Below are 16,573 nucleotides of genomic sequence, written 5' to 3'. Positions count from 1 at the left end.
ACCTCCCCCTCCCAACCTCCCCCACACCGTGGGGGAGGAGTCGGACGGCGTGAGATCGGTTCGGAATCGAGGCAAACAACATGAAACACCACGTCATCATCGGCAATGGCCCTGCAGGCGTCGTCGCCGCAGAAACCCTGCGCAAACACATCGCCGCCGAAGACCGCATCACCCTGATCGGCGACGAAGAAGGGCCGCCGTATTCGCGCATGGCGATTCCCTACCTGCTGCATGGCGACATCACCGAGCGCGGCACTTGGCTGCGCAAGGAGCCGCAGCACTTCAGGCAGCTTGGCATCGACCCGCGCCATGCGCGGGTGAAGTCGCTCGACGCCGCGAGCAAAACCCTCGCCCTCGAATCCGGCGAGGCGCTGCCCTTCGACACCCTGCTGCTCGCCACCGGCTCGGCGCCGGTGCTGCCGCGCATTCCCGGCATCCACGCCCAGCGGGTGCATACCTGCTGGACGCTGGAAGACGCCCGCACCATCGCCCGGTTCGCCGTGCCCGGTGCACGGGTCATCCAGCTCGGCGCCGGTTTCATCGGCTGCATCATCATGGAAAGCCTGGTGCGCCGCCGGGTGCAGCTCACCGTGGTGGAAATGGGCGACCGCATGGTGCCGCGCATGATGGGGGAAACCGCAGGCGGCATGATCCGCGACTGGGTGCAAGGCAAGGGCGTGGCGGTGCACACCGGTACGCGCATCGAATCCATCGAATCGAACCCAGCCGACATCGCAGCGCCGCTGGCCGTGCGCCTGTCCACCGGCGAGCGACTGGCCGCCGATCTGGTGATTTCGGCGGCAGGCGTCAAGCCCAATATCGGTTTTCTCGAAGGCTCCGGCGTGCATTGTCTGCAGGGTGTGCTCACCGACGAGCACATGCAGACCAATGTACCCGGCATCTATGCCGCCGGGGATTGCGCCGAGGCCTTCGACCTGCTCTACGGCAAGCCCATCGTCAGCGCCATCCAGCCCAACGCGGTCGATCAGGCCTATGTCGCGGCGATGAATATGGCGGGCAAGCGCACGAAGCTGCGCGGCGTCACCCAGATCAACGTGCTCGACACCCTCGGGCTGATCTCCAGCAGCTTCGGCCAGTGGCAGGGCGTGCCGGGGGGACAGGGCGTCGAACTGACCGACCGTGCCGGCTACAAACACCTCAGCCTGCAGTTCGAGGGCGATGTGATGGTCGGCAGCAACAGCATCGGCACGACCGAACACATCGGCGTGTTGCGCGGCCTGGTGGAAGGCCGGGTGCGGCTCGGCGCCTGGAAAGACCGGCTGCTGGCCGACCCCACCCGCCTGATGGAAGCCTATCTCGCCAGTGCGCAGGCGCAGGACCGGCGCACCGATAGGGTCTATCACTGATGGAGATTCATCCGCTCATGGGCGCACCCACCTCCTCCCCCGATGCCCGGATGGCTCCGCCTGCGGCCCGCGTGCGCATCACCCTCAAACTGATGGCCACGCTGACGGACTATCTGCCCCAACCGCGGCAGGGCCATCAGATCACGCTTGACATCGCCCCCGGCGACACCATTCAGGACGTGGTGGAGCGTTTTCGCCTGCCCTGGAAACTGGTGCACCTGGTTCTGGTGAATGGCATCTACATCCCCCCGGACCAGCGCGGCACCCGCGTGCTGCAGGACGGTGAAACCCTGGCGATCTGGCCGCCCGTGGCCGGCGGCTGAACTGACCAAGGCATGTACGGCCTCGACGCCCCGGCGCATTGCCGGCTCGACATGGCCATCACCCGCAGCGCCTTCGTGCGGCAGTTGGCGATGGCGTTTCCCACGCTGCGCGCCGAAGGCCCCGAGGCCTTCTCAGGGCATGACGCCGGTAGCGACTGGCACATCCGCCTGCACCCTGCCGAACCCACCCGCCTGGGACGGATCGAGCTGGAGCGCTGGCGGGTCGAGGTGACGCTCAGCGCGGCCGGCCCTGACGAGCGTCAGGCATGGTGGCAACGCTTCACCGCCCATTTTCAAAAAGGCGGCGGGTAGAGGCACGCGCAATAGAGGCGCCGAACCGTTCAAGGCCAAGGCTGCCCATGTTCCTGTGCACCTGCTCGGCGCCGTGCAGAACGTCCTGCAGGATCTGCGGCACCTCGAAAACAGCCCGGTTGCGATACGCGGCCACGCGCGCGCGGCTGGCGGCGAGATCGTCGAGAAACGCGGGCAGCGCCGTCTCGATGGCGCGAAAGCTCGGCAACACCATGCCGAAGCCGTTTTCTCGCACCCAGTCGGTGTTGTAGCGCTCCTGTGGCATGGTCCAGGCGTTGCGCGTGACGATCACCGGCAGCCCCAGATGCAGCGCCTCGCTGAGCGAACCCGGACCGGGCTTGCCGATGAAAAAATCGCCCAGCCGCATCACCTCGGCCACCGCGCTGGTGAAGCCCATCACATGGCGCGGCGCTGTAGCCGGCAAGGCGCGCAGCCTGGCCGCCAGCCTGTCGTTGTGACCGCACATGAAAATGAGCTGCACATCGGGCAGGCGCTCGGCGATGGCCAGCATGCTGCGCGAGCCGTGCCCGCCGAACATCACCACCCCGACCGGACGCCGTGGATCGAAGCCCAGAGCCTGCAGCCTCGCGGCGCGGTCGAAGCCCACCGGCTCGGCGTAGAAATCGGGGCGGATGATCATGCCCGAGGTCGCGTGCACTTTCTCGGCGGCGAACCCAGACTGCAGGGCCTGGCGCACGGCATGCTCCGAGCCGCAGATGAGGTGCTGATCCTGCCCCTGCTCCATCCAGAAATGCGGCGGAAAGTCGGCCAGGTCGGTCAACAGCGTGACATACGGCACGCCGGGCAGAGTGGCCGTCAGACTCTCATACAGCGAGCGGTTGAAATTGGGGATGAGCGACACCACCAGATCGGGCTCGGTGCGCAGCCAGTGCAGCTTGAGGATTTTCAGCAGCGTGGGATGCAGCAGTCGCAGCGCCCCTTGCAGCAGCTTGAGTTCATGCCGCAGGCCGATGGTCAGGCCGCGCGCCAGGCGGGCGTTGTAATAGTCTTCCGGCGAAAACGTGTATTTGCGCAGCGTGCCCTGCGGATCGAGCACCTCGGTGAGGTTGACCAGCCGCACCTGCCACGGCAGGCCCGCCTGCGCGATGCTCTGCTGCAATGCCAGCGCCGAAGCGCGGTGGCCTCCGCCCGCGTTGAAATAGATCAAATCGACATTTTTTGTTTGCATGATGCTGCGCAGAATACCCGAAGATATTTACGTCACATGAATAAATTACCACGTCATGACTTCAGAGCAAAGTCGCTGTCGCCGTCGCCGTTTTGTCCCTGAGCGGAGCCCTCACTCCAGATCGGCCTCGGGGTTGTCGAGGCTGAACACTTCGGCGTTGTCGTCGTAGGCGTAGAGCTCGGCGTAGCGGCCCCAGTCGATCGCGGTATCGAGCACGCGGCGGGCTTCGTCTTCGCTGAGGTAGTCTTCGAGTTCGGTGAGAAAGCGCGAATCGGGCGCGCGGTGGTTGTAGCGTTCGTCGAGCACCGCGCGGATACGCGCCACCAGCGGCACGCGCTCGATCAGGTGGCGGGCGAACAATTCCTTGCGCTCCTGCAGCGTGCCGTCGACGAACAACCGTCCGGCGGGCAGCAGCATGATGTCGCCCTCCTCGGCCTGAGCGAAGCCCAGCAGTTCCGCGCCTTCGATCAGCGGGAACAGATCGTCGACCGAGAAGTGCATGTCCTCGGCCAGTTCGGGCAGGCTGATGCGGGTGTTGGCGCTGCTCTTTTCGAGCGCATCGAGTTCTTCGAGCAGACCGGCCAGGGCGTTGACCGAGAGCGTGGGCAGACGCAGGCCGATGCCCGGCGCCTGCTTGCGCACGGCGTCGCGCCCCGTCGGCCTGGCGGTCATGGCGCCGTAGATGCTTTCCACCAGGTCGCGGAACTGCTGCGATTCGCGCTCGCGCGGATGCGACAGGTCGATGCGCATCTCGCTGATCACCCGGCCGGGGTTGGAGCCGAGGATGACGATGCGGTCGGCCATCAGCACCGCCTCCTCGATGTTGTGCGACACCAGCAGGATGCCGCGCGTCGGGATCTTGCGCTCGGCCCAGAGGTCGAGCAGGTCGGTGCGCAGGGTTTCGGCGGTGAGCACGTCGAGCGCCGAGAACGGCTCGTCCATCAGCAACACGTCGGGGTTGATGACCAGCGCGCGGGCGAACCCCACGCGCTGGCGCATGCCGCCCGACAACTCGCGTGGATAGGCCGACTCGAAACCATCCAGACCGATGAGATCGATGGCGGCGAGCGCGCGCGCGCGGCGCTCTGCGGGCGGCACCTTGAGCGCTTCCAGGCCGAGTTCGACGTTCTGCAGCACCGTCAGCCAGGGAAACAGCGCAAAGCTCTGGAACACCATCGCCAGCCCCGGCACCGGCCCGTCGATCGGTTCGCCACGGTGCAGTGCGCTGCCGCCGGTGGCGGGCACCAGACCCGCCAGGATGCGAAGCAGGGTCGACTTGCCCGAACCGGATCGCCCCAGCAGCACCAGAATTTCGCCGTCGCGCAGTTCGAGATCGACGCCGTCGAGAATGACCAGTTCGCTGCCATCGGAGGTGCGATACGACTTGCGCACCCCGCTGAGTTGAAAGATGGGGTCGGCCGACGTAACGAGCCGGTCCTGGGCAATCACGGCATTCATGGAAAGTCTCCCAAAGGCATGAAAATGGGCGTTCAATCGAGCCGCACCCGCGTGGCGGCAATGTCGTAGAGGCGGTGCCAGACCAGACGGTTGATGGCGATGACGTACAGCGCCATCACGCCCACGCCCAGGCCGACCTTGAGCGTCTGCCCCTGCTGCGTGGCCTCGGTGATGTAGGCGCCCAGCCCGGTGGCGATCAGGGTGTGACTGCCCCAGCTCACCACTTCGGCGACGATGCTGGCGTTCCATGCGCCGCCCGAGGCGGTGAGCGCGCCGGTGACAAAACCCGGAAACACGGCGGGCAGGTAGAGCCGGCGCCACAGCAGCCAGCCGCGCAAACCCAGGTTGCGCCCGGCCTCGCGCAAATCGCTGGGCAGGCTCGATGCCGCGCCGATGACCGAGAACAGGATGTACCACTGGCTGCCCAGAATCATCAGCGGCGCGGTGAACACATTCACATCGAGATGCCAGTGCACGATGGCCACGACCACCAGCGGAAACAGCAGGTTGGCGGGAAAGGCGGCGAGAAACTGCGCCACCGGCTGCGCCACCGCCGCCCAGCGCGGACGCAGGCCGATCCAGATGCCCACCGGCACCCAGATCAGCGCCGACAGCCCCACCAGCACGAACACCTTGATCGCGGTGAACGCGCCCAGCAACATCACATGACCGACCTGCAGCCAGCCGAAATCGCGCGGCAGCACCAGAACCAATGCCACGATCAGGCCGAGGGTGAACAGCACCATGCTCGCAACGAACACCCGTTCGCCCCACACGGAAGGCGCGCGCCGCGGCGGCTTGTGCAGGGGCACCGCAGGCAGCAGGCGCACACTGGCTTCCCACAGCGCGGCGGGCAGCCGCGTCAACCGCTGCGTCAGGCGGGTGCGGCGCAGGAAATCGAGCACCACCGAGCGCGGCGCGTCCACGCTGACGGTGTCGTCAAGACGGAACTTGTCGGCCCAGGCGACGATGGGGCGAAACAGCAGAAAGTCATACGACAGAATCACCCCGATCATCGCCAGAATCGCCCAGCCGATGGCGCCCAGATCCTTGGCGGCTATGGCCGCGGCGATGTACGAGCCGATGCCCGGCACCGACACCTGCTGCCCGGCCACGGTCAGCGCCTCGGCGGCGACGACGAAGAACCAGCCGCCCGACATGGACATCATCGCGTTCCACAGCAGGCCGGGGGCGGCGTAGGGGAGTTCGAGCTTCCAGAAGCGCTGCCAGGCGTTGAGACGGTAGAGCGTGGCGGCCTCGGCGAGGTCGCGCGGCACGGTCTTGAGCGACTGGTACAGGCTGAAGGTCATGTTCCAGACCTGCGAAGTCCACACCGCGAAAATCACCGCGAACTGCAGCCCCAGCAGGCTGCCCGGAAACAGCGCGATGAAGCCGGTGACGGTGATCGACAGATAGCCCAGAATCGGCACCGACTGCAGCACGTCGAGCAGCGGCACCATGATCCTCTCGGCATAGCGGTTGTTGGCCGCGATCCAGGCGTAGATCAGCGTGAACACGGTACTTGCAGCGAGTGCGGCCAGCATGCGCAGCACGGTGTAGAGCGCATATTCCGGCAGGTTTCCCGGATCGAGCGAGAGCGAGATGCGCTCGCCCAGATGGAATGGCACAGCCATCTGGCGGCTTGCATGGCCGATGATAAGCAGCATGCCGATGACCAGCGGCAGCGCGATCAGATCGCGGCGATTGGGCAGAGGCAACGCCAGAGGACGAAAGTTGAAGGCCATGAAGACGAACGCCAGCAGGAACGGGAATTGCAGGAAAACAGCCGTCAAGTCTAACCAGTAGCGCAGGAAATCTCGATCTTGTGATCGTCATGGACTTCACGCAAAAGTATCCGTGCATTTCAGCCACGCGCCTGCAGGCCTTCACGCAGGCCATGCACAATTGACGCATGCAAGCCAGAACCTACCTCCGCGCCTCGCTGCTTGCGGCGCTCGTCGTCATCAGCCTCAAGCTGCTGGCCTGGAAGGTCACCGGCTCGGTGGGCTTTCTGTCGGACGCGATGGAATCCATCGTCAACGTCGCCGCCGCCGCGTTCGCGCTGTTCATCGTGCGCATCGCCGAAGCGCCGCCCGACGCCGACCACCCTTACGGTCACACCAAGGCGGAGTATTTCTCCAGCGGCGCCGAGGGTCTGCTCATCGGCGTGGCCGCGGCGCTCATCCTGATCGAAGCCGCCCAGCGACTCACCCACCCGCAGGCCATCAGCGACGTGCCGCTGGGTGCGGTGATTTCTGCTGCGGCCACGGCAATCAACCTCTTTGTCGCGTTGTGGATGCTGCGCGGCGCCAAGCGCCTGCGCTCCATCGTCATCGAAGCCGACGCCCGGCATCTGCTCACCGATGTCTGGACCTCCGCCGGGGTGATCGCCGCCGTGCTGCTGGTGCCGCTGACCGGCTGGCTCTGGCTCGACCCGGTGATCGGCATCGTGGTGGCGCTGCACATTCTGCGCGAAGCGTTTTCGCTCGTGAAGCGCTCGGTCGACGGCCTGATGGACAAATCGATGGACGCCGCCGATCTCGCCGGCCTGCAGGCCGTGCTCGACCGTTTCCGTTCGCAGGATATGCGCTTCGACCATGTGCGCACCCGCGTGGCCGGCACCCGGCGCTTCGCTTCCATGCACCTGCACATGCCGGGCCAGTGGTCGCTGCAGCGCGCCGCCGACTGCCGTTACGCCGTGGAAAAGGCGCTGATCGAGGCCTATCCCGGCATGACCGTGACCATCGAAATGCTGACTTCGGCGCAGGAAAGCCTGCAGGAGGAAAATGCGCAGATGCGAAGCGCAACCACCGACTGCCAGACGGGCGCCGCCCCGCATCCGCACTGAAACCCGTCCGCCCCTCGTTCCCACGCTTTTGCCCCGGAGAAACTCATGCAACTCACCAGCCCTGCCTTTGCCGATGGTCAGCCGATTCCACCGCAATACGCTTTTTGCAAACCTTCGGCGGTCGGCCATGTCACCCTGTCGCAGAACCTCAACCCGCCGCTGAGCTGGTCGGGCGTGCCGCAGGAGGCGCAGAGCCTGGTGCTGATCTGCCACGACCCCGATGTGCCCAGCCGCGCCGACGACGTCAACCTCGACGGCCACTCCGTCCCGGCGGACCTGCCCCGCGTGGACTTCTATCACTGGCTGCTGGTGGACATACCCGCCACCCGCACGAAGATCGACGAAAAGGAATTCAGCCATGAAATCACCCCGCGCGGCAAGCCGGGGCCGGACTGCTCAGACGGCATGCGCCAGGGCGTGAACGACTACACCGCCTGGTTCGCCGGGGATCAGGACATGGCCGGGCAGTACTTCGGCTACGACGGCCCCTGCCCGCCATGGAACGACAGTCTGCTGCACCGCTACATCTTCACGCTGTACGCGCTGGACGTGGCGCGCTGCCCGGTGGAAGGCGTTTTCAACGGCGCTCAACTGCGCGCCGCCCTCGCCGGACATGTGCTGGCCCAGGCCAGCCTGACCGGCACTTACACCCTCAACCCGGCCCTGCGCTGAAATCCATGACCGACACGCCAGGCGATCCGACGCCCCCGCCGCAGAAAAAGGGCATGAACGTGCAGCTCAGCGGGCTGCTGGGCATCGTGCTGGGCATCGTGGTGCTGGTGGGCATTTTCAGCCTGCTGCGCGCGCGCCTGGTGAACCAAGCCGTGGACGCGCCCCAACTGCAGCTCGCCAACGACAGCCCGTGCATGGCCGAGGGCATCAAGGCGCTGGCAGCAGGCGGCAAACCCATCACCTACGGCCAGCTCAACCATCTCAAAAAACAGTGCGGCCAAACGCAGGACTGATCAGCCAAGTGCAGCCGGGCCGATGCGGGCGAACTGCACCTGCACCCTGAATCCCAGGCGAGATGCTCCCCGCGACAAATCGCTCAGCGTGATCTCGGCCTCATGCTGGCGGGCGATTTCTCGCACGATGGCCAGCCCAAGACCGCTGCCCTCGCTGCCGTTGTCCAGAATGCGGTAGAAGGGCTCGAACACCAGCGCGCGCTCGGCTTCGGGAATGCCCGGTCCGCTGTCGTCCACCTGAAGCAGCACCGAGGGCGCAGCGCGCAGATCACCGGCTGTGGCGCTGCGCAGCCGCAGGGCGACGCTGCCGCCCGGCGGGGTATAGGTGATGGCGTTGTGCAGCAGGTTCTTGATGAGTTCCTGCAGCAGCAGGGCATTGCCGCGCACCGGCAGCGGCTGCGGCGGGCTGTCGAATTCCAGCTCCAGCTTCTTGTCCAGCGCCAGCATGGCCAGTTCCTGCATGGCCTCGGCAGCGGGCTGGCGCAGGTCGATGGTCTCGAATACCGCGCGGGCCGCGCCGCCCTGGTTTTCGGCGCGGGTCAGCGCCAGCAACTGGTTGACCAGCCGGGTGGTGCGCTCCACGCTGCGCCCGATCTGCCGCAGGCTGGCGCGCAGTTCGTCGGGGTCGGTTTCGCGCTGCGCCAGTTCGGCCTGCATGCGCAGACCGGCCAGCGGCGTCTTGATCTGGTGCGCCGCGTCGGCGACGAAGCGCTTTTGCGTCTGCAGCGACTGCTGCAAGCGGGCGAACAGGCTGTTGATCGAATCGACCAGCGGCGCGATCTCCTCTGGCGCTTCCTGTTCTTCGATAGGGCTCAAGTCGTCGGCACGACGGCGACGGATGCGTGCCTGCAATTCGTTGAGCGGCGCGATGCCCTGCCCGAGGCCGAACCACACCAGCAGAATGAAAATCGGCACCACCACGAACTGCGGCAGGATGACGCCCTGCACGATGTCGCGCGCCAGCCGCGTGCGCGCCTCCATGCTCTGCGCCACCTGCACCAGCACCGGCCCGGTGGGGCTGGCCCCGGCCTGGGCCGGCGGCCAGACCCAGGCTCCGGCCAGTCGCGCACCGTGCGCGTCGATCTCGCCGTCGCGCCAGATGACCGTGAGGTGCGCCGTCGCGCGAGCCGGCGGCAGGCTCGCAGGCGCGGGCATCCCCGGCTCACCGGCCAGCAGCGCACCCGTCCTGCTGCGCACCTGGTAGCCGAGCAGGCCGCCCGCAGGCGGCTGGCGCAGCGTCTGCTGCCACAGGGCCGACTTCACCGCTTCGTGCACACCCTGAGTCTGCACCTGCGCGGCGAGTTGCAGCAGCGTGTGCTGCAGCGCGGCGTCGTAGGGTTTGGCGGCAATCGCCTGCGCCACCAGATAGGTGATGCCGATGGACAGCGGCCACAGCACCAGCATGGGCGCGAGCATCCAGTCGAGAATTTCGCCGAACAGCGAACGGGGATGGTGTCGGCGTTTGCGCTTTCCCGTCCTTTCGGCCGGCTCTCCCCGCTGCTGCATTTCAGGCATCGGGACGCGAGGCCTTGGTCACCTGTGGGACGGTCGGCGCGATTTTCTCCAGGCAGTAGCCCAGGCCGCGCACCGTGGCGATGCGCACCGGGCCGACTTCGATCTTTTTGCGCAACCGGTGCACATAGACCTCGATGGCGTTGGTGCTCACCTCCTCGCCCCAGACGCACAGATGCTCGACGAGCTGATCCTTGCTCACCAGCCGCCCGGCGCGCTGCAGCAGCACTTCGAGCAGGGTGAGCTCGCGCGCGGAGAGTTCCACCACATGGCCGTCTAGCGTGACCACGCGGCCGGTCATGTCGTACTGCAGCGGGCCGTGCTGGATGATGGCGCTGGCCCCGCCCATGCCCCGGCGCGACAGGGCGCGCACCCGCGCTTCGAGCTCCTGCAGGGCGAAGGGCTTGGCCATGTAGTCGTCGGCGCCCAGGTCGAGGCCGCGCACCTTGTCTTCCACACTGTCCGCCGCAGTGAGGATGAGCACGGGCACGGTGGAGCCGCGCGCGCGCAATCTGCGCAGCACTTCGAAGCCTGACAGCCGCGGCAGCCCCAGGTCGAGAATGAGCAGATCGAATTCGCTGGACTGCAGCGCGGCGTCGGCGCTGTTGCCATCGGCCACCTGATCGACGGCATAGCCCAGGGCGCGCAGCGAGCGCACCAGCCCATCGGCCAGGACCCGGTCATCTTCGGCAATCAGAATCCGCATGCAAGTCTCCGCCCGGGTGTCTGGGCACCGTTCCCGGGATGTTATGGCGCGGATTCTAGGAGCCTGCCGGACTTGGGGCGCGGAAGGCGAAAAAGGGCCGTGTGGATGCCATGTGGCGGCGGATTTGCAGCCCCATAGCCGAAGCTATGGGGCAAAAAGCCGCTGCCGCAGGGCGCCGCACCGCCCTTTTGCAGCCCGCGATCCTCAAGTCCGACAGGCTCCTAGGAGCCTGCCGGACTTGATTCGCGCAAAGTGACGGGCAGCGCCTCGGCAAGCTGGATTTGAAGGGTGCGCGTGGGAAAGGCGAATTCCACGCCGTGCGGCGCAAACGCGCGCATCAGGCCGAGGTTGATCGCCTGCTGCGCGTCCATATACGCGGTGTAGTCGGGAGTCGTCATCCAGTAAACGACTTCGAAATTCAGGCTGGAGTCGCCGAAATCCTTGAAATGCGCGCGGTCGAAGCGGACATCGGCTTGCTGCTCGACGACGGCCTTCACCCAAGACGGAATTTCTGCCAGGGTATCCGGCGGGGTGTCGTAGGTCACGCCGAAGGCGAACACCACGCGCCGCTCCTGCATGAACTTGTAGTTGCGCAGCCGGGCCTTGGTGAGGTCGGTGTTGGAAAACACCACGATCTCGCCGCTGAGCGAACGGATGCGGGTGGTCTTCAGGCCGATGTTCTCCACCGTGCCGGTAAACCCGTCCACATCGACGAAGTGCCCGATCTGAAACGGTTTGTCCAGCACGATGGACAGGCTGGAGAACAGGTCGCCGAGGATGTTCTGCAGCGCCAGGCCCACGGCAATGCCGCCCACGCCCAGACCGGCCAGCAGGGTGGTGACGTTGAAGCCGAGGTTGTCGAGCAGCAGCAAAAACACCAGCGACCACAGCACCAGCCGGGCGATGAAGCTCATCGCGGCCAGGCCGGTGGCGGTTTCGGGATCGTGAGAGATGGCGCGCTCGCGCGAGACGCGAATCCAGAAATCGAGAAAGCGCGACACCCACAGCCCGATCTGCACAAACAGCCCCACCGCCGCCAATCCCGACAGCCATTGGCTCACCGCAGCCGGCAGGGTCAGGCTCTGCACCGCCGGGTACAGGCCGACGAGCGCGACCAGCGGCAGGCGGGTGCCCTGCACGGCGTTGCCCAAGGCGTCGTCCCAATGGTTGCTGGTGCGCGACGCCAGCGCGCTGATCCACGACACCAGAACCGGCTTGACGACGGAGACCAGCACCACGGTCAGCACCAGCCAGCCCAGCGCGATCAACCAGTTCTGCAGGGGGTTGCCCAAAATGGGAAGGGAGAGCCATGCGCTCATCTCGCAGCCTTTCTCGGAGAAAACCCGAAGGAATGATCAGGATTGAAACGACGCAGGGCCGTTCGGCGCCTGCTCATGCCATTGGACACGATGACGCGGCAGATGCTGCGGCTGGGCGCGCTGCAAATAGGCGATCATGCCTTCGCGGATGCGGCAGCGCAGCTCCCAGGCGCGCGCCGAATTGGCCGCGCTGACCAGAAAGCGCACCTGCACAGCGGTCTCGTTGGCGTCGGTCACGTGCACCAGGGCCAGGCGGCCGTCCCAGTCGGGATCGGCGGCGCACAGGCGTTTGAGTTCACGGCGCAGTTCTTCGATCGGCGTGGCGTAGTCCACCCATAAGAACACCGTGCCCAGCAGGCTGGCGCTGGTGCGCGTCCAGTTCTGAAACGGGTGCTCGATGAACCACTGCAGCGGCAGGATCAGCCGCCTGTCGTCCCACACGCGAAACACCACGTAGGTGCCGGTGATCTCTTCCACCCGCCCCCACTCGCCCTCGACGATGAGCACGTCGTTGATGCGAAAGGGCTCGGTCAGCGCGATCTGCAGGCCGGCGAGCAGATTGCTCAGCACGGGACGTGCGGCAAGACCGACGACGATTCCCGCGATCCCCGCCGAAGCCAGCAGGCTGGCGCCGACCTGGCGCACGTCGGGAATGCTCATCAGCGCCACGGAAAGACCCACGATCAGTATGAGAAAGCTCAGCACGCGCGTGAGTACCCGGGCCCGGGTGAGCAGGCCGCGCACTTCCAGATTGACGTCGAGCAAATTGGGATCGTCGGGCAGTTGCAGGCCGCCGCGCCGCAGCAGCACAAGTTCTCCGCCCGCGCGCACCAGACGCATGGCCAGCCAGGTCAGCGCGGCGATCAGGCTCAGATGCAAAGGCCCGATCACCCAGGACCAGCTCTGAAGCCGCTGCTGCAAAAGCCCCGCATCGACACGCAACACCAGCAGCAGCCATGCCAGCCGCAGCGGGCTGCGCAGGTGCGCATACAGAAACTGCCAGATGCCCTCAGGCCCGCTGGCCTTGAGCAGCAACCGCACGCCCAGCACGAACAGCGGCGCCGCCAGCAAGGTCAGCGCCAGAGCCAGTGAGTCGGGCGGATGGGACGATACCCAGGCCCACAGCATCGCCCAGCTTGCGTTCAGGTCGGTGCGCATCGACGGTCTACCCCGTTCACTGCGCCCGCAACTGCGCAAACAGTTCGAGCACGTGGCGGGTCCAGTGGCTGATGTCGTAACGGCTGATGAGCGCATCCATGCGCTGCATGCGCTCGCGCTGTTCGTCGCGCGGCATGTCCAGGGCGCGGTCGATGGCGTCGTCCATCTGGCTGAGGCTGTAGGGGTTGACCAGCACGGCGTCCCGCAGCTCCACGGCGGCACCGGCGAACTCCGACAGCACCAGCACGCCGCTCTCGTTCACGTGCGCGGCGATGAACTCCTTGGCCACGAGGTTCAGGCCGTCGCGCAGCGGCGTGATCCAGCAGATGTCGGCGGCGCGGTAATAGCTCAGCGTCTCCTCGAAAGGCATGGGGGTGGTGGAGAGCAGGATGGGCGTCCAGGTGAGCGAGCCGTGATGGCCGTTGATGCGCCCGACGAGCTGCTCGATGTTCTGCTGCGCCCGCTTGTAGACGCGCATGCCGTCGGCCGCGGCCACCGCGGTGACCAGCAGCCGGACCCTGCCGTGCAGCTCGGGGCGGCGCACCAGCAGCCGCTCGAAGGCCAGCAGCATTTCGCGCGTGCCCTTGGCATAGTCCACCCGCCCGATCGACACGATGACGGTCTGCCCGGCCATTTCGCGGCGGATGTCCGCCACCCGTGCAAGATTCTCCGACTTTTGCACCGTGCTGCGGATGAGGTCGGCATGCGTGCCGATGGGAAAGGCGTCGATGCGGATCATGCGTCCGCCCGCGTTGATCGACACCGGCGTCACCGGCTCGGACAGCGCGGTGCCGGTGGCCTGCAGTTCCGGGTAGACCTTGCGCTCGACCAGGCCCTCGGTTTTGCGCAGCGACTGCACCAGCGCGGCAAAGTTGCGGGCGTAGCGCGGCACGTGAAAACCCACCAGATCGCAGTCGAGCAGGCTGTCGAGGATTTCGTCGCGCCACGGCAGGATGTTGAACACATCGGGCGCGGGAAACGGCGTGTGGTGGAAGAAGGCGATCTTCACATCCGGGCGCATCTGCCGCACGAAACCCGGCACCAGCCACAGGTTGTAGTCGTGCACCCAGATCACCGCCCCTGGCGCGGCCTCGGCGCACGCCGCCTCGGCGAACAGGCGGTTGACCTCACGGAACACGCTCCACTGGCAGTTCTCCGTGGAGTAAAGCGAGGGAAAGCTGTTGAGCACCGGCCACAGCGCCTCTTTGGAGACGACGTGATAGAACTGCTCGATCTGCTCGGGCGTGAGCGGCAGCCGCACCACCTCGTAGCTGCCGTAGCTGTCATTCACCGTGATGCGGCGCTCGAACTTCACCGGCTTGCCCGCGGGCGATTTTTTCCACGCCACCCAACTGGCCCGGTCAACCTGGCCGATGAAGCCCTTGAGCGCGGGCACGATGCCGTTCGGACTCCTGTTTTCCTTCAGGACGATCTGGCCGCCCTCGCCGTGTTCCTCATACGGTTGTCTGTGATAGACGATGACCAGAGATGAAGCCATTGAAATCCCCCTGTTGATGAAATCGCTGCAAGGCGTCGAGCACCCCCGCCGCGCCCGGCTGCGCGCTGCGGTACACATGGGTATGCGGCGCGATGGCCTGCTCCAGCGCGGCCTCGCTGTTGCTCACGGCCACGCCGGTCAGTCCGGTCTGGAACATCGACAGATCGTTGAGCGTGTCGCCCGCGACCAGGGTGCGGTGTGCGGGCAGGCCGAGCGCGGCCAGGGTGCGCAGCAGGGTCGAGCCCTTCTGCACCCCGCGCGGCAGCACGTCGAAGTACTGGTTGTCCGACATCAGGGTGTCGAAGCCCAGCCGCCGCAGTTCGCTCGCCGCCGCCCACGCGGGTTCGGCGTGTCCATAAAAGTAGGAGCGACGGCGGCCGCCGTGCAGCGGCTGGGGCTGCAAGGTCGGATGGCGTTGAACGATGGCATCGATCTGCCGCGCCGTGTCTGCGGGCCAGCTTGCGTCCAGCCATTGTTCGAGCGCTGCAATCGGCGCGAAATCCGCGCCCGTGCCCACGCTGGTGCCGACATCGCCGATCACATGATCGGGCTGCACCGGCAGCTCGCGCGCGAGCTGGCGCATGAAGTCCAGCCCGCGCCCGCTGACGAAAATCAGCACGATCTCGCTGCGGCGCTGCGCGATCCATTCATACAAGGCCGCGCGCTGCGCCTCGTTGCCGCCCAGGAAAGTGCCATCGAGATCGGTGGCCAGGATGGTTTTTGGCATCGGCCTCTTCCTCATTGCGACTGCCGCGACTGCGCGCGGGAAAGGGTGGGGCGCAAACCCTGCGCGTCGCGCAGCAAACGGTGTGCATGCACGGCTGAAGCGACGGGAAAACCCAGCGCGTCGTCCTGCTGCACCGGCTGGTTCAGCAGGCTCTGCAAAGCCGCTTCGGCAGTCTGGCGCCGCCCCAGCACATTGCGCACCGCAGCCGCGACATGCAGACGCAAGCCCAGCCGCCGTTCCAGAACCTGCACCGACTGACTGCTGAGGGCGCCTTCGGCCAGCTCGCCCTCGCCGCTGGGAAATTCGCCGCGGCCCAGCCGCATGCCCAGCCGGGTGTTGCGCGATTGCGCCGAAGACGCGGTGAGAAACAGATCGCCCGCGCCCGCGCTCGACAGCAGGGTTTCGGGGCGACCGCCCAGGGCCAGGGTGAGGCGCCGCATGTCGTGCAGACCGCGGGTGAGGATGGCCGCACGCGCGTTCTCGCCCTGCTCGCAGCTCATGGCCATGCCGCAGGCGATGGCGATCATGTTCTTCAGCGCGCCGCCGACCTGCACACCGATGGCGTCGTCGGTCATGTCGATTTGCACGCCGCCCGCCGCGAACGCCGCGCACAGTCCGCCCGTCGTGCGCTGCGCATGGCGCTGTACGTCCACGGCGTGGCGCAGCCGCGGCGCAGGCAGGCCGACAGTCAAGGCCGCAGGCAGACCGCGCACCACTTCATGCGCGAAGCTCGGCCCGCCAATGGCGCCGATCAGCACATCGGGCCGCAGTTCCCGCTGCAACACCTGAGTCATCAGCGCGCCGCTGCCCTGCTCGATGCCCTTGCAGGCCGCCAGCACCACGGCACGCCGCTGCAGCCAAGGCGCGGCGGTCCGCGCGACTTCGCGCAGCGCGGCCGACGGCACGGCCATGAATACCGCATCGGCGCCGTCGAGCACCTCGGCCATCCGGCTGCCGGCCTTCAGGCCGGCAGGCAATTCCAGTTCCGGCAGATGCCGCGGATTGCGCGCCTGAGTCGCGATGGCCTGGGTGAGATCGGGACGGCGCGCCCACAGGCGCACCTCCAATCCACCACGCCGCAGGGCACAGGCCAGTGCCGTGCCCCAAGCGCCGGCGCCGATCACGGCGACGCGGGTCGGTTGACCCATGATCAAGGATGAAGCAGGGTTCTGCATGGACTCTCCCAAGGTC

General features: G+C 66.6%; 16 protein-coding genes. 6 read left to right on the top strand and 10 right to left on the bottom strand.

Annotated features, from left to right (window positions below; all coding sequences use genetic code 11):
• Nucleotides 1–80 precede the first annotated feature (80 nt).
• The 3 genes from RBR52_RS02645 to RBR52_RS02635 all read left to right on the top strand — a co-directional run bounded on the left by RBR52_RS02645 (nucleotide 81) and on the right by RBR52_RS02635 (nucleotide 2,002).
• A complete protein-coding gene (locus RBR52_RS02645; protein WP_320375619.1) occupies nucleotides 81–1,367 on the top strand; it encodes an FAD/NAD(P)-binding oxidoreductase in 1,287 nt (428 codons plus the stop codon).
• A 71-nt stretch (nucleotides 1,368–1,438) separates the two neighbouring features.
• Complete coding sequence (locus RBR52_RS02640) at nucleotides 1,439–1,690, top strand: MoaD/ThiS family protein (RefSeq protein WP_320375709.1); 252 nt, start codon at nucleotides 1,439–1,441, stop codon at nucleotides 1,688–1,690.
• Between the two features lie 12 nt (nucleotides 1,691–1,702).
• Nucleotides 1,703–2,002 carry a hypothetical protein gene (locus tag RBR52_RS02635; RefSeq protein ID WP_320375618.1) on the top strand — a complete coding sequence of 100 codons (300 nt, stop codon included), beginning with the start codon at nucleotides 1,703–1,705 and terminating at the stop codon, nucleotides 2,000–2,002.
• On the opposite strand, the gene RBR52_RS02630 is transcribed toward RBR52_RS02635, so the two are convergent.
• From RBR52_RS02630 to RBR52_RS02620, 3 genes are all read right to left on the bottom strand, one after another.
• Entirely contained in the window at nucleotides 1,971–3,191 is a 1,221-nt protein-coding gene (locus tag RBR52_RS02630; protein WP_320375617.1) for a glycosyltransferase, read from the bottom strand. The two genes, RBR52_RS02635 and RBR52_RS02630, sit on opposite strands and share 32 nt — an antisense overlap.
• Nucleotides 3,192–3,302: 111 nt before the next feature.
• Nucleotides 3,303–4,649, bottom strand: coding sequence for a nitrate/sulfonate/bicarbonate ABC transporter ATP-binding protein (locus RBR52_RS02625; protein WP_320375616.1), 1,347 nt, complete (start codon nucleotides 4,647–4,649; stop codon nucleotides 3,303–3,305).
• A gap of 32 nt (nucleotides 4,650–4,681) precedes the next feature.
• Entirely contained in the window at nucleotides 4,682–6,394 is a 1,713-nt protein-coding gene (locus RBR52_RS02620) for an ABC transporter permease (protein WP_413818285.1), read from the bottom strand.
• Nucleotides 6,395–6,561: 167 nt separating this feature from the next.
• Here RBR52_RS02620 and RBR52_RS02615 point away from each other — a divergent pair, with 167 nt between their 5' ends.
• From RBR52_RS02615 to RBR52_RS02605, 3 genes are read left to right on the top strand one after another with little or no spacing between them, the layout of a single operon-like run.
• Nucleotides 6,562–7,497: a cation diffusion facilitator family transporter gene (locus RBR52_RS02615; protein ID WP_320375614.1), complete on the top strand. Its 936-nt coding sequence runs from the start codon at nucleotides 6,562–6,564 to the stop codon at nucleotides 7,495–7,497.
• Nucleotides 7,498–7,542: 45 nt separating this feature from the next.
• Nucleotides 7,543–8,169 (top strand): YbhB/YbcL family Raf kinase inhibitor-like protein, encoded by a 627-nt coding sequence (locus RBR52_RS02610; RefSeq protein ID WP_320375613.1) that lies wholly within the window; start codon nucleotides 7,543–7,545, stop codon nucleotides 8,167–8,169.
• Nucleotides 8,170–8,174: 5 nt separating this feature from the next.
• Nucleotides 8,175–8,462, top strand: coding sequence for a hypothetical protein (locus tag RBR52_RS02605; protein ID WP_320375612.1), 288 nt, complete (start codon nucleotides 8,175–8,177; stop codon nucleotides 8,460–8,462).
• Here RBR52_RS02605 and RBR52_RS02600 read toward each other — a convergent pair whose 3' ends face one another.
• The 7 genes from RBR52_RS02600 to RBR52_RS02570 all read right to left on the bottom strand — a co-directional run bounded on the left by RBR52_RS02600 (nucleotide 8,463) and on the right by RBR52_RS02570 (nucleotide 16,530).
• Nucleotides 8,463–9,977, bottom strand: coding sequence for a sensor histidine kinase (locus RBR52_RS02600; RefSeq protein WP_320375611.1), 1,515 nt, complete (start codon nucleotides 9,975–9,977; stop codon nucleotides 8,463–8,465). It abuts the gene before it with no gap.
• Nucleotides 9,970–10,680: a response regulator transcription factor gene (locus RBR52_RS02595; RefSeq protein ID WP_320375610.1), complete on the bottom strand. Its 711-nt coding sequence runs from the start codon at nucleotides 10,678–10,680 to the stop codon at nucleotides 9,970–9,972. Before RBR52_RS02595 ends, RBR52_RS02600 begins: the two co-directional genes overlap by 8 nt.
• Nucleotides 10,681–10,901: 221 nt before the next feature.
• Nucleotides 10,902–11,999: a mechanosensitive ion channel family protein gene (locus RBR52_RS02590; RefSeq protein ID WP_320375609.1), complete on the bottom strand. Its 1,098-nt coding sequence runs from the start codon at nucleotides 11,997–11,999 to the stop codon at nucleotides 10,902–10,904.
• Nucleotides 12,000–12,035: 36 nt separating this feature from the next.
• A complete protein-coding gene (locus tag RBR52_RS02585; RefSeq protein WP_320375608.1) occupies nucleotides 12,036–13,157 on the bottom strand; it encodes a mechanosensitive ion channel family protein in 1,122 nt (373 codons plus the stop codon).
• A gap of 16 nt (nucleotides 13,158–13,173) precedes the next feature.
• The gene (gene ggpS, locus RBR52_RS02580) at nucleotides 13,174–14,655 is read right to left on the bottom strand and encodes a glucosylglycerol-phosphate synthase (protein ID WP_320375607.1); all 1,482 of its coding nucleotides are present in this window, start codon (nucleotides 14,653–14,655) and stop codon (nucleotides 13,174–13,176) included.
• The gene (locus tag RBR52_RS02575; RefSeq protein WP_320375606.1) at nucleotides 14,612–15,382 is read right to left on the bottom strand and encodes an HAD-IIB family hydrolase; all 771 of its coding nucleotides are present in this window, start codon (nucleotides 15,380–15,382) and stop codon (nucleotides 14,612–14,614) included. The genes ggpS and RBR52_RS02575 overlap by 44 nt, the downstream gene beginning before the upstream one ends.
• 11 nt (nucleotides 15,383–15,393) lie before the next feature.
• Complete coding sequence (locus RBR52_RS02570) at nucleotides 15,394–16,530, bottom strand: NAD(P)H-dependent glycerol-3-phosphate dehydrogenase (RefSeq protein WP_320375605.1); 1,137 nt, start codon at nucleotides 16,528–16,530, stop codon at nucleotides 15,394–15,396.
• Nucleotides 16,531–16,573: the final 43 nt, after the last annotated feature.

This window comes from Thiomonas sp., from assembly GCF_034007205.1.
Lineage (GTDB): Bacteria > Pseudomonadota > Gammaproteobacteria > Burkholderiales > Burkholderiaceae_C > Thiomonas.
The sequence above is the reverse complement of the archived record's forward strand: the minus strand, read 5'-3'. Positions and strand labels throughout refer to the sequence as shown.

What these genes read in the sequence shown, in the direction of transcription:
- RBR52_RS02645 (WP_320375619.1), top strand. Translation starts at nt 81, where the DNA reads ATGAAACACCACGTCATCATCGGCAATGGCCCTGCAGGCGTCGTCGCC.
- RBR52_RS02635 (WP_320375618.1), top strand. Translation starts at nt 1,703, where the DNA reads ATGTACGGCCTCGACGCCCCGGCGCATTGCCGGCTCGACATGGCCATC.
- RBR52_RS02630 (WP_320375617.1), bottom strand. Translation starts at nt 3,191, where the DNA reads ATGCAAACAAAAAATGTCGATTTGATCTATTTCAACGCGGGCGGAGGC.
- RBR52_RS02625 (WP_320375616.1), bottom strand. Translation starts at nt 4,649, where the DNA reads ATGAATGCCGTGATTGCCCAGGACCGGCTCGTTACGTCGGCCGACCCC.
- RBR52_RS02620 (WP_413818285.1), bottom strand. Translation starts at nt 6,394, where the DNA reads ATGGCCTTCAACTTTCGTCCTCTGGCGTTGCCTCTGCCCAATCGCCGC.
- RBR52_RS02615 (WP_320375614.1), top strand. Translation starts at nt 6,562, where the DNA reads ATGCAAGCCAGAACCTACCTCCGCGCCTCGCTGCTTGCGGCGCTCGTC.
- RBR52_RS02610 (WP_320375613.1), top strand. Translation starts at nt 7,543, where the DNA reads ATGCAACTCACCAGCCCTGCCTTTGCCGATGGTCAGCCGATTCCACCG.
- RBR52_RS02605 (WP_320375612.1), top strand. Translation starts at nt 8,175, where the DNA reads ATGACCGACACGCCAGGCGATCCGACGCCCCCGCCGCAGAAAAAGGGC.
- RBR52_RS02600 (WP_320375611.1), bottom strand. Translation starts at nt 9,977, where the DNA reads ATGCCTGAAATGCAGCAGCGGGGAGAGCCGGCCGAAAGGACGGGAAAG.
- RBR52_RS02595 (WP_320375610.1), bottom strand. Translation starts at nt 10,680, where the DNA reads ATGCGGATTCTGATTGCCGAAGATGACCGGGTCCTGGCCGATGGGCTG.
- RBR52_RS02590 (WP_320375609.1), bottom strand. Translation starts at nt 11,999, where the DNA reads ATGAGCGCATGGCTCTCCCTTCCCATTTTGGGCAACCCCCTGCAGAAC.
- RBR52_RS02585 (WP_320375608.1), bottom strand. Translation starts at nt 13,157, where the DNA reads ATGCGCACCGACCTGAACGCAAGCTGGGCGATGCTGTGGGCCTGGGTA.
- ggpS (WP_320375607.1), bottom strand. Translation starts at nt 14,655, where the DNA reads ATGGCTTCATCTCTGGTCATCGTCTATCACAGACAACCGTATGAGGAA.
- RBR52_RS02575 (WP_320375606.1), bottom strand. Translation starts at nt 15,382, where the DNA reads ATGCCAAAAACCATCCTGGCCACCGATCTCGATGGCACTTTCCTGGGC.
- RBR52_RS02570 (WP_320375605.1), bottom strand. Translation starts at nt 16,530, where the DNA reads ATGGGTCAACCGACCCGCGTCGCCGTGATCGGCGCCGGCGCTTGGGGC.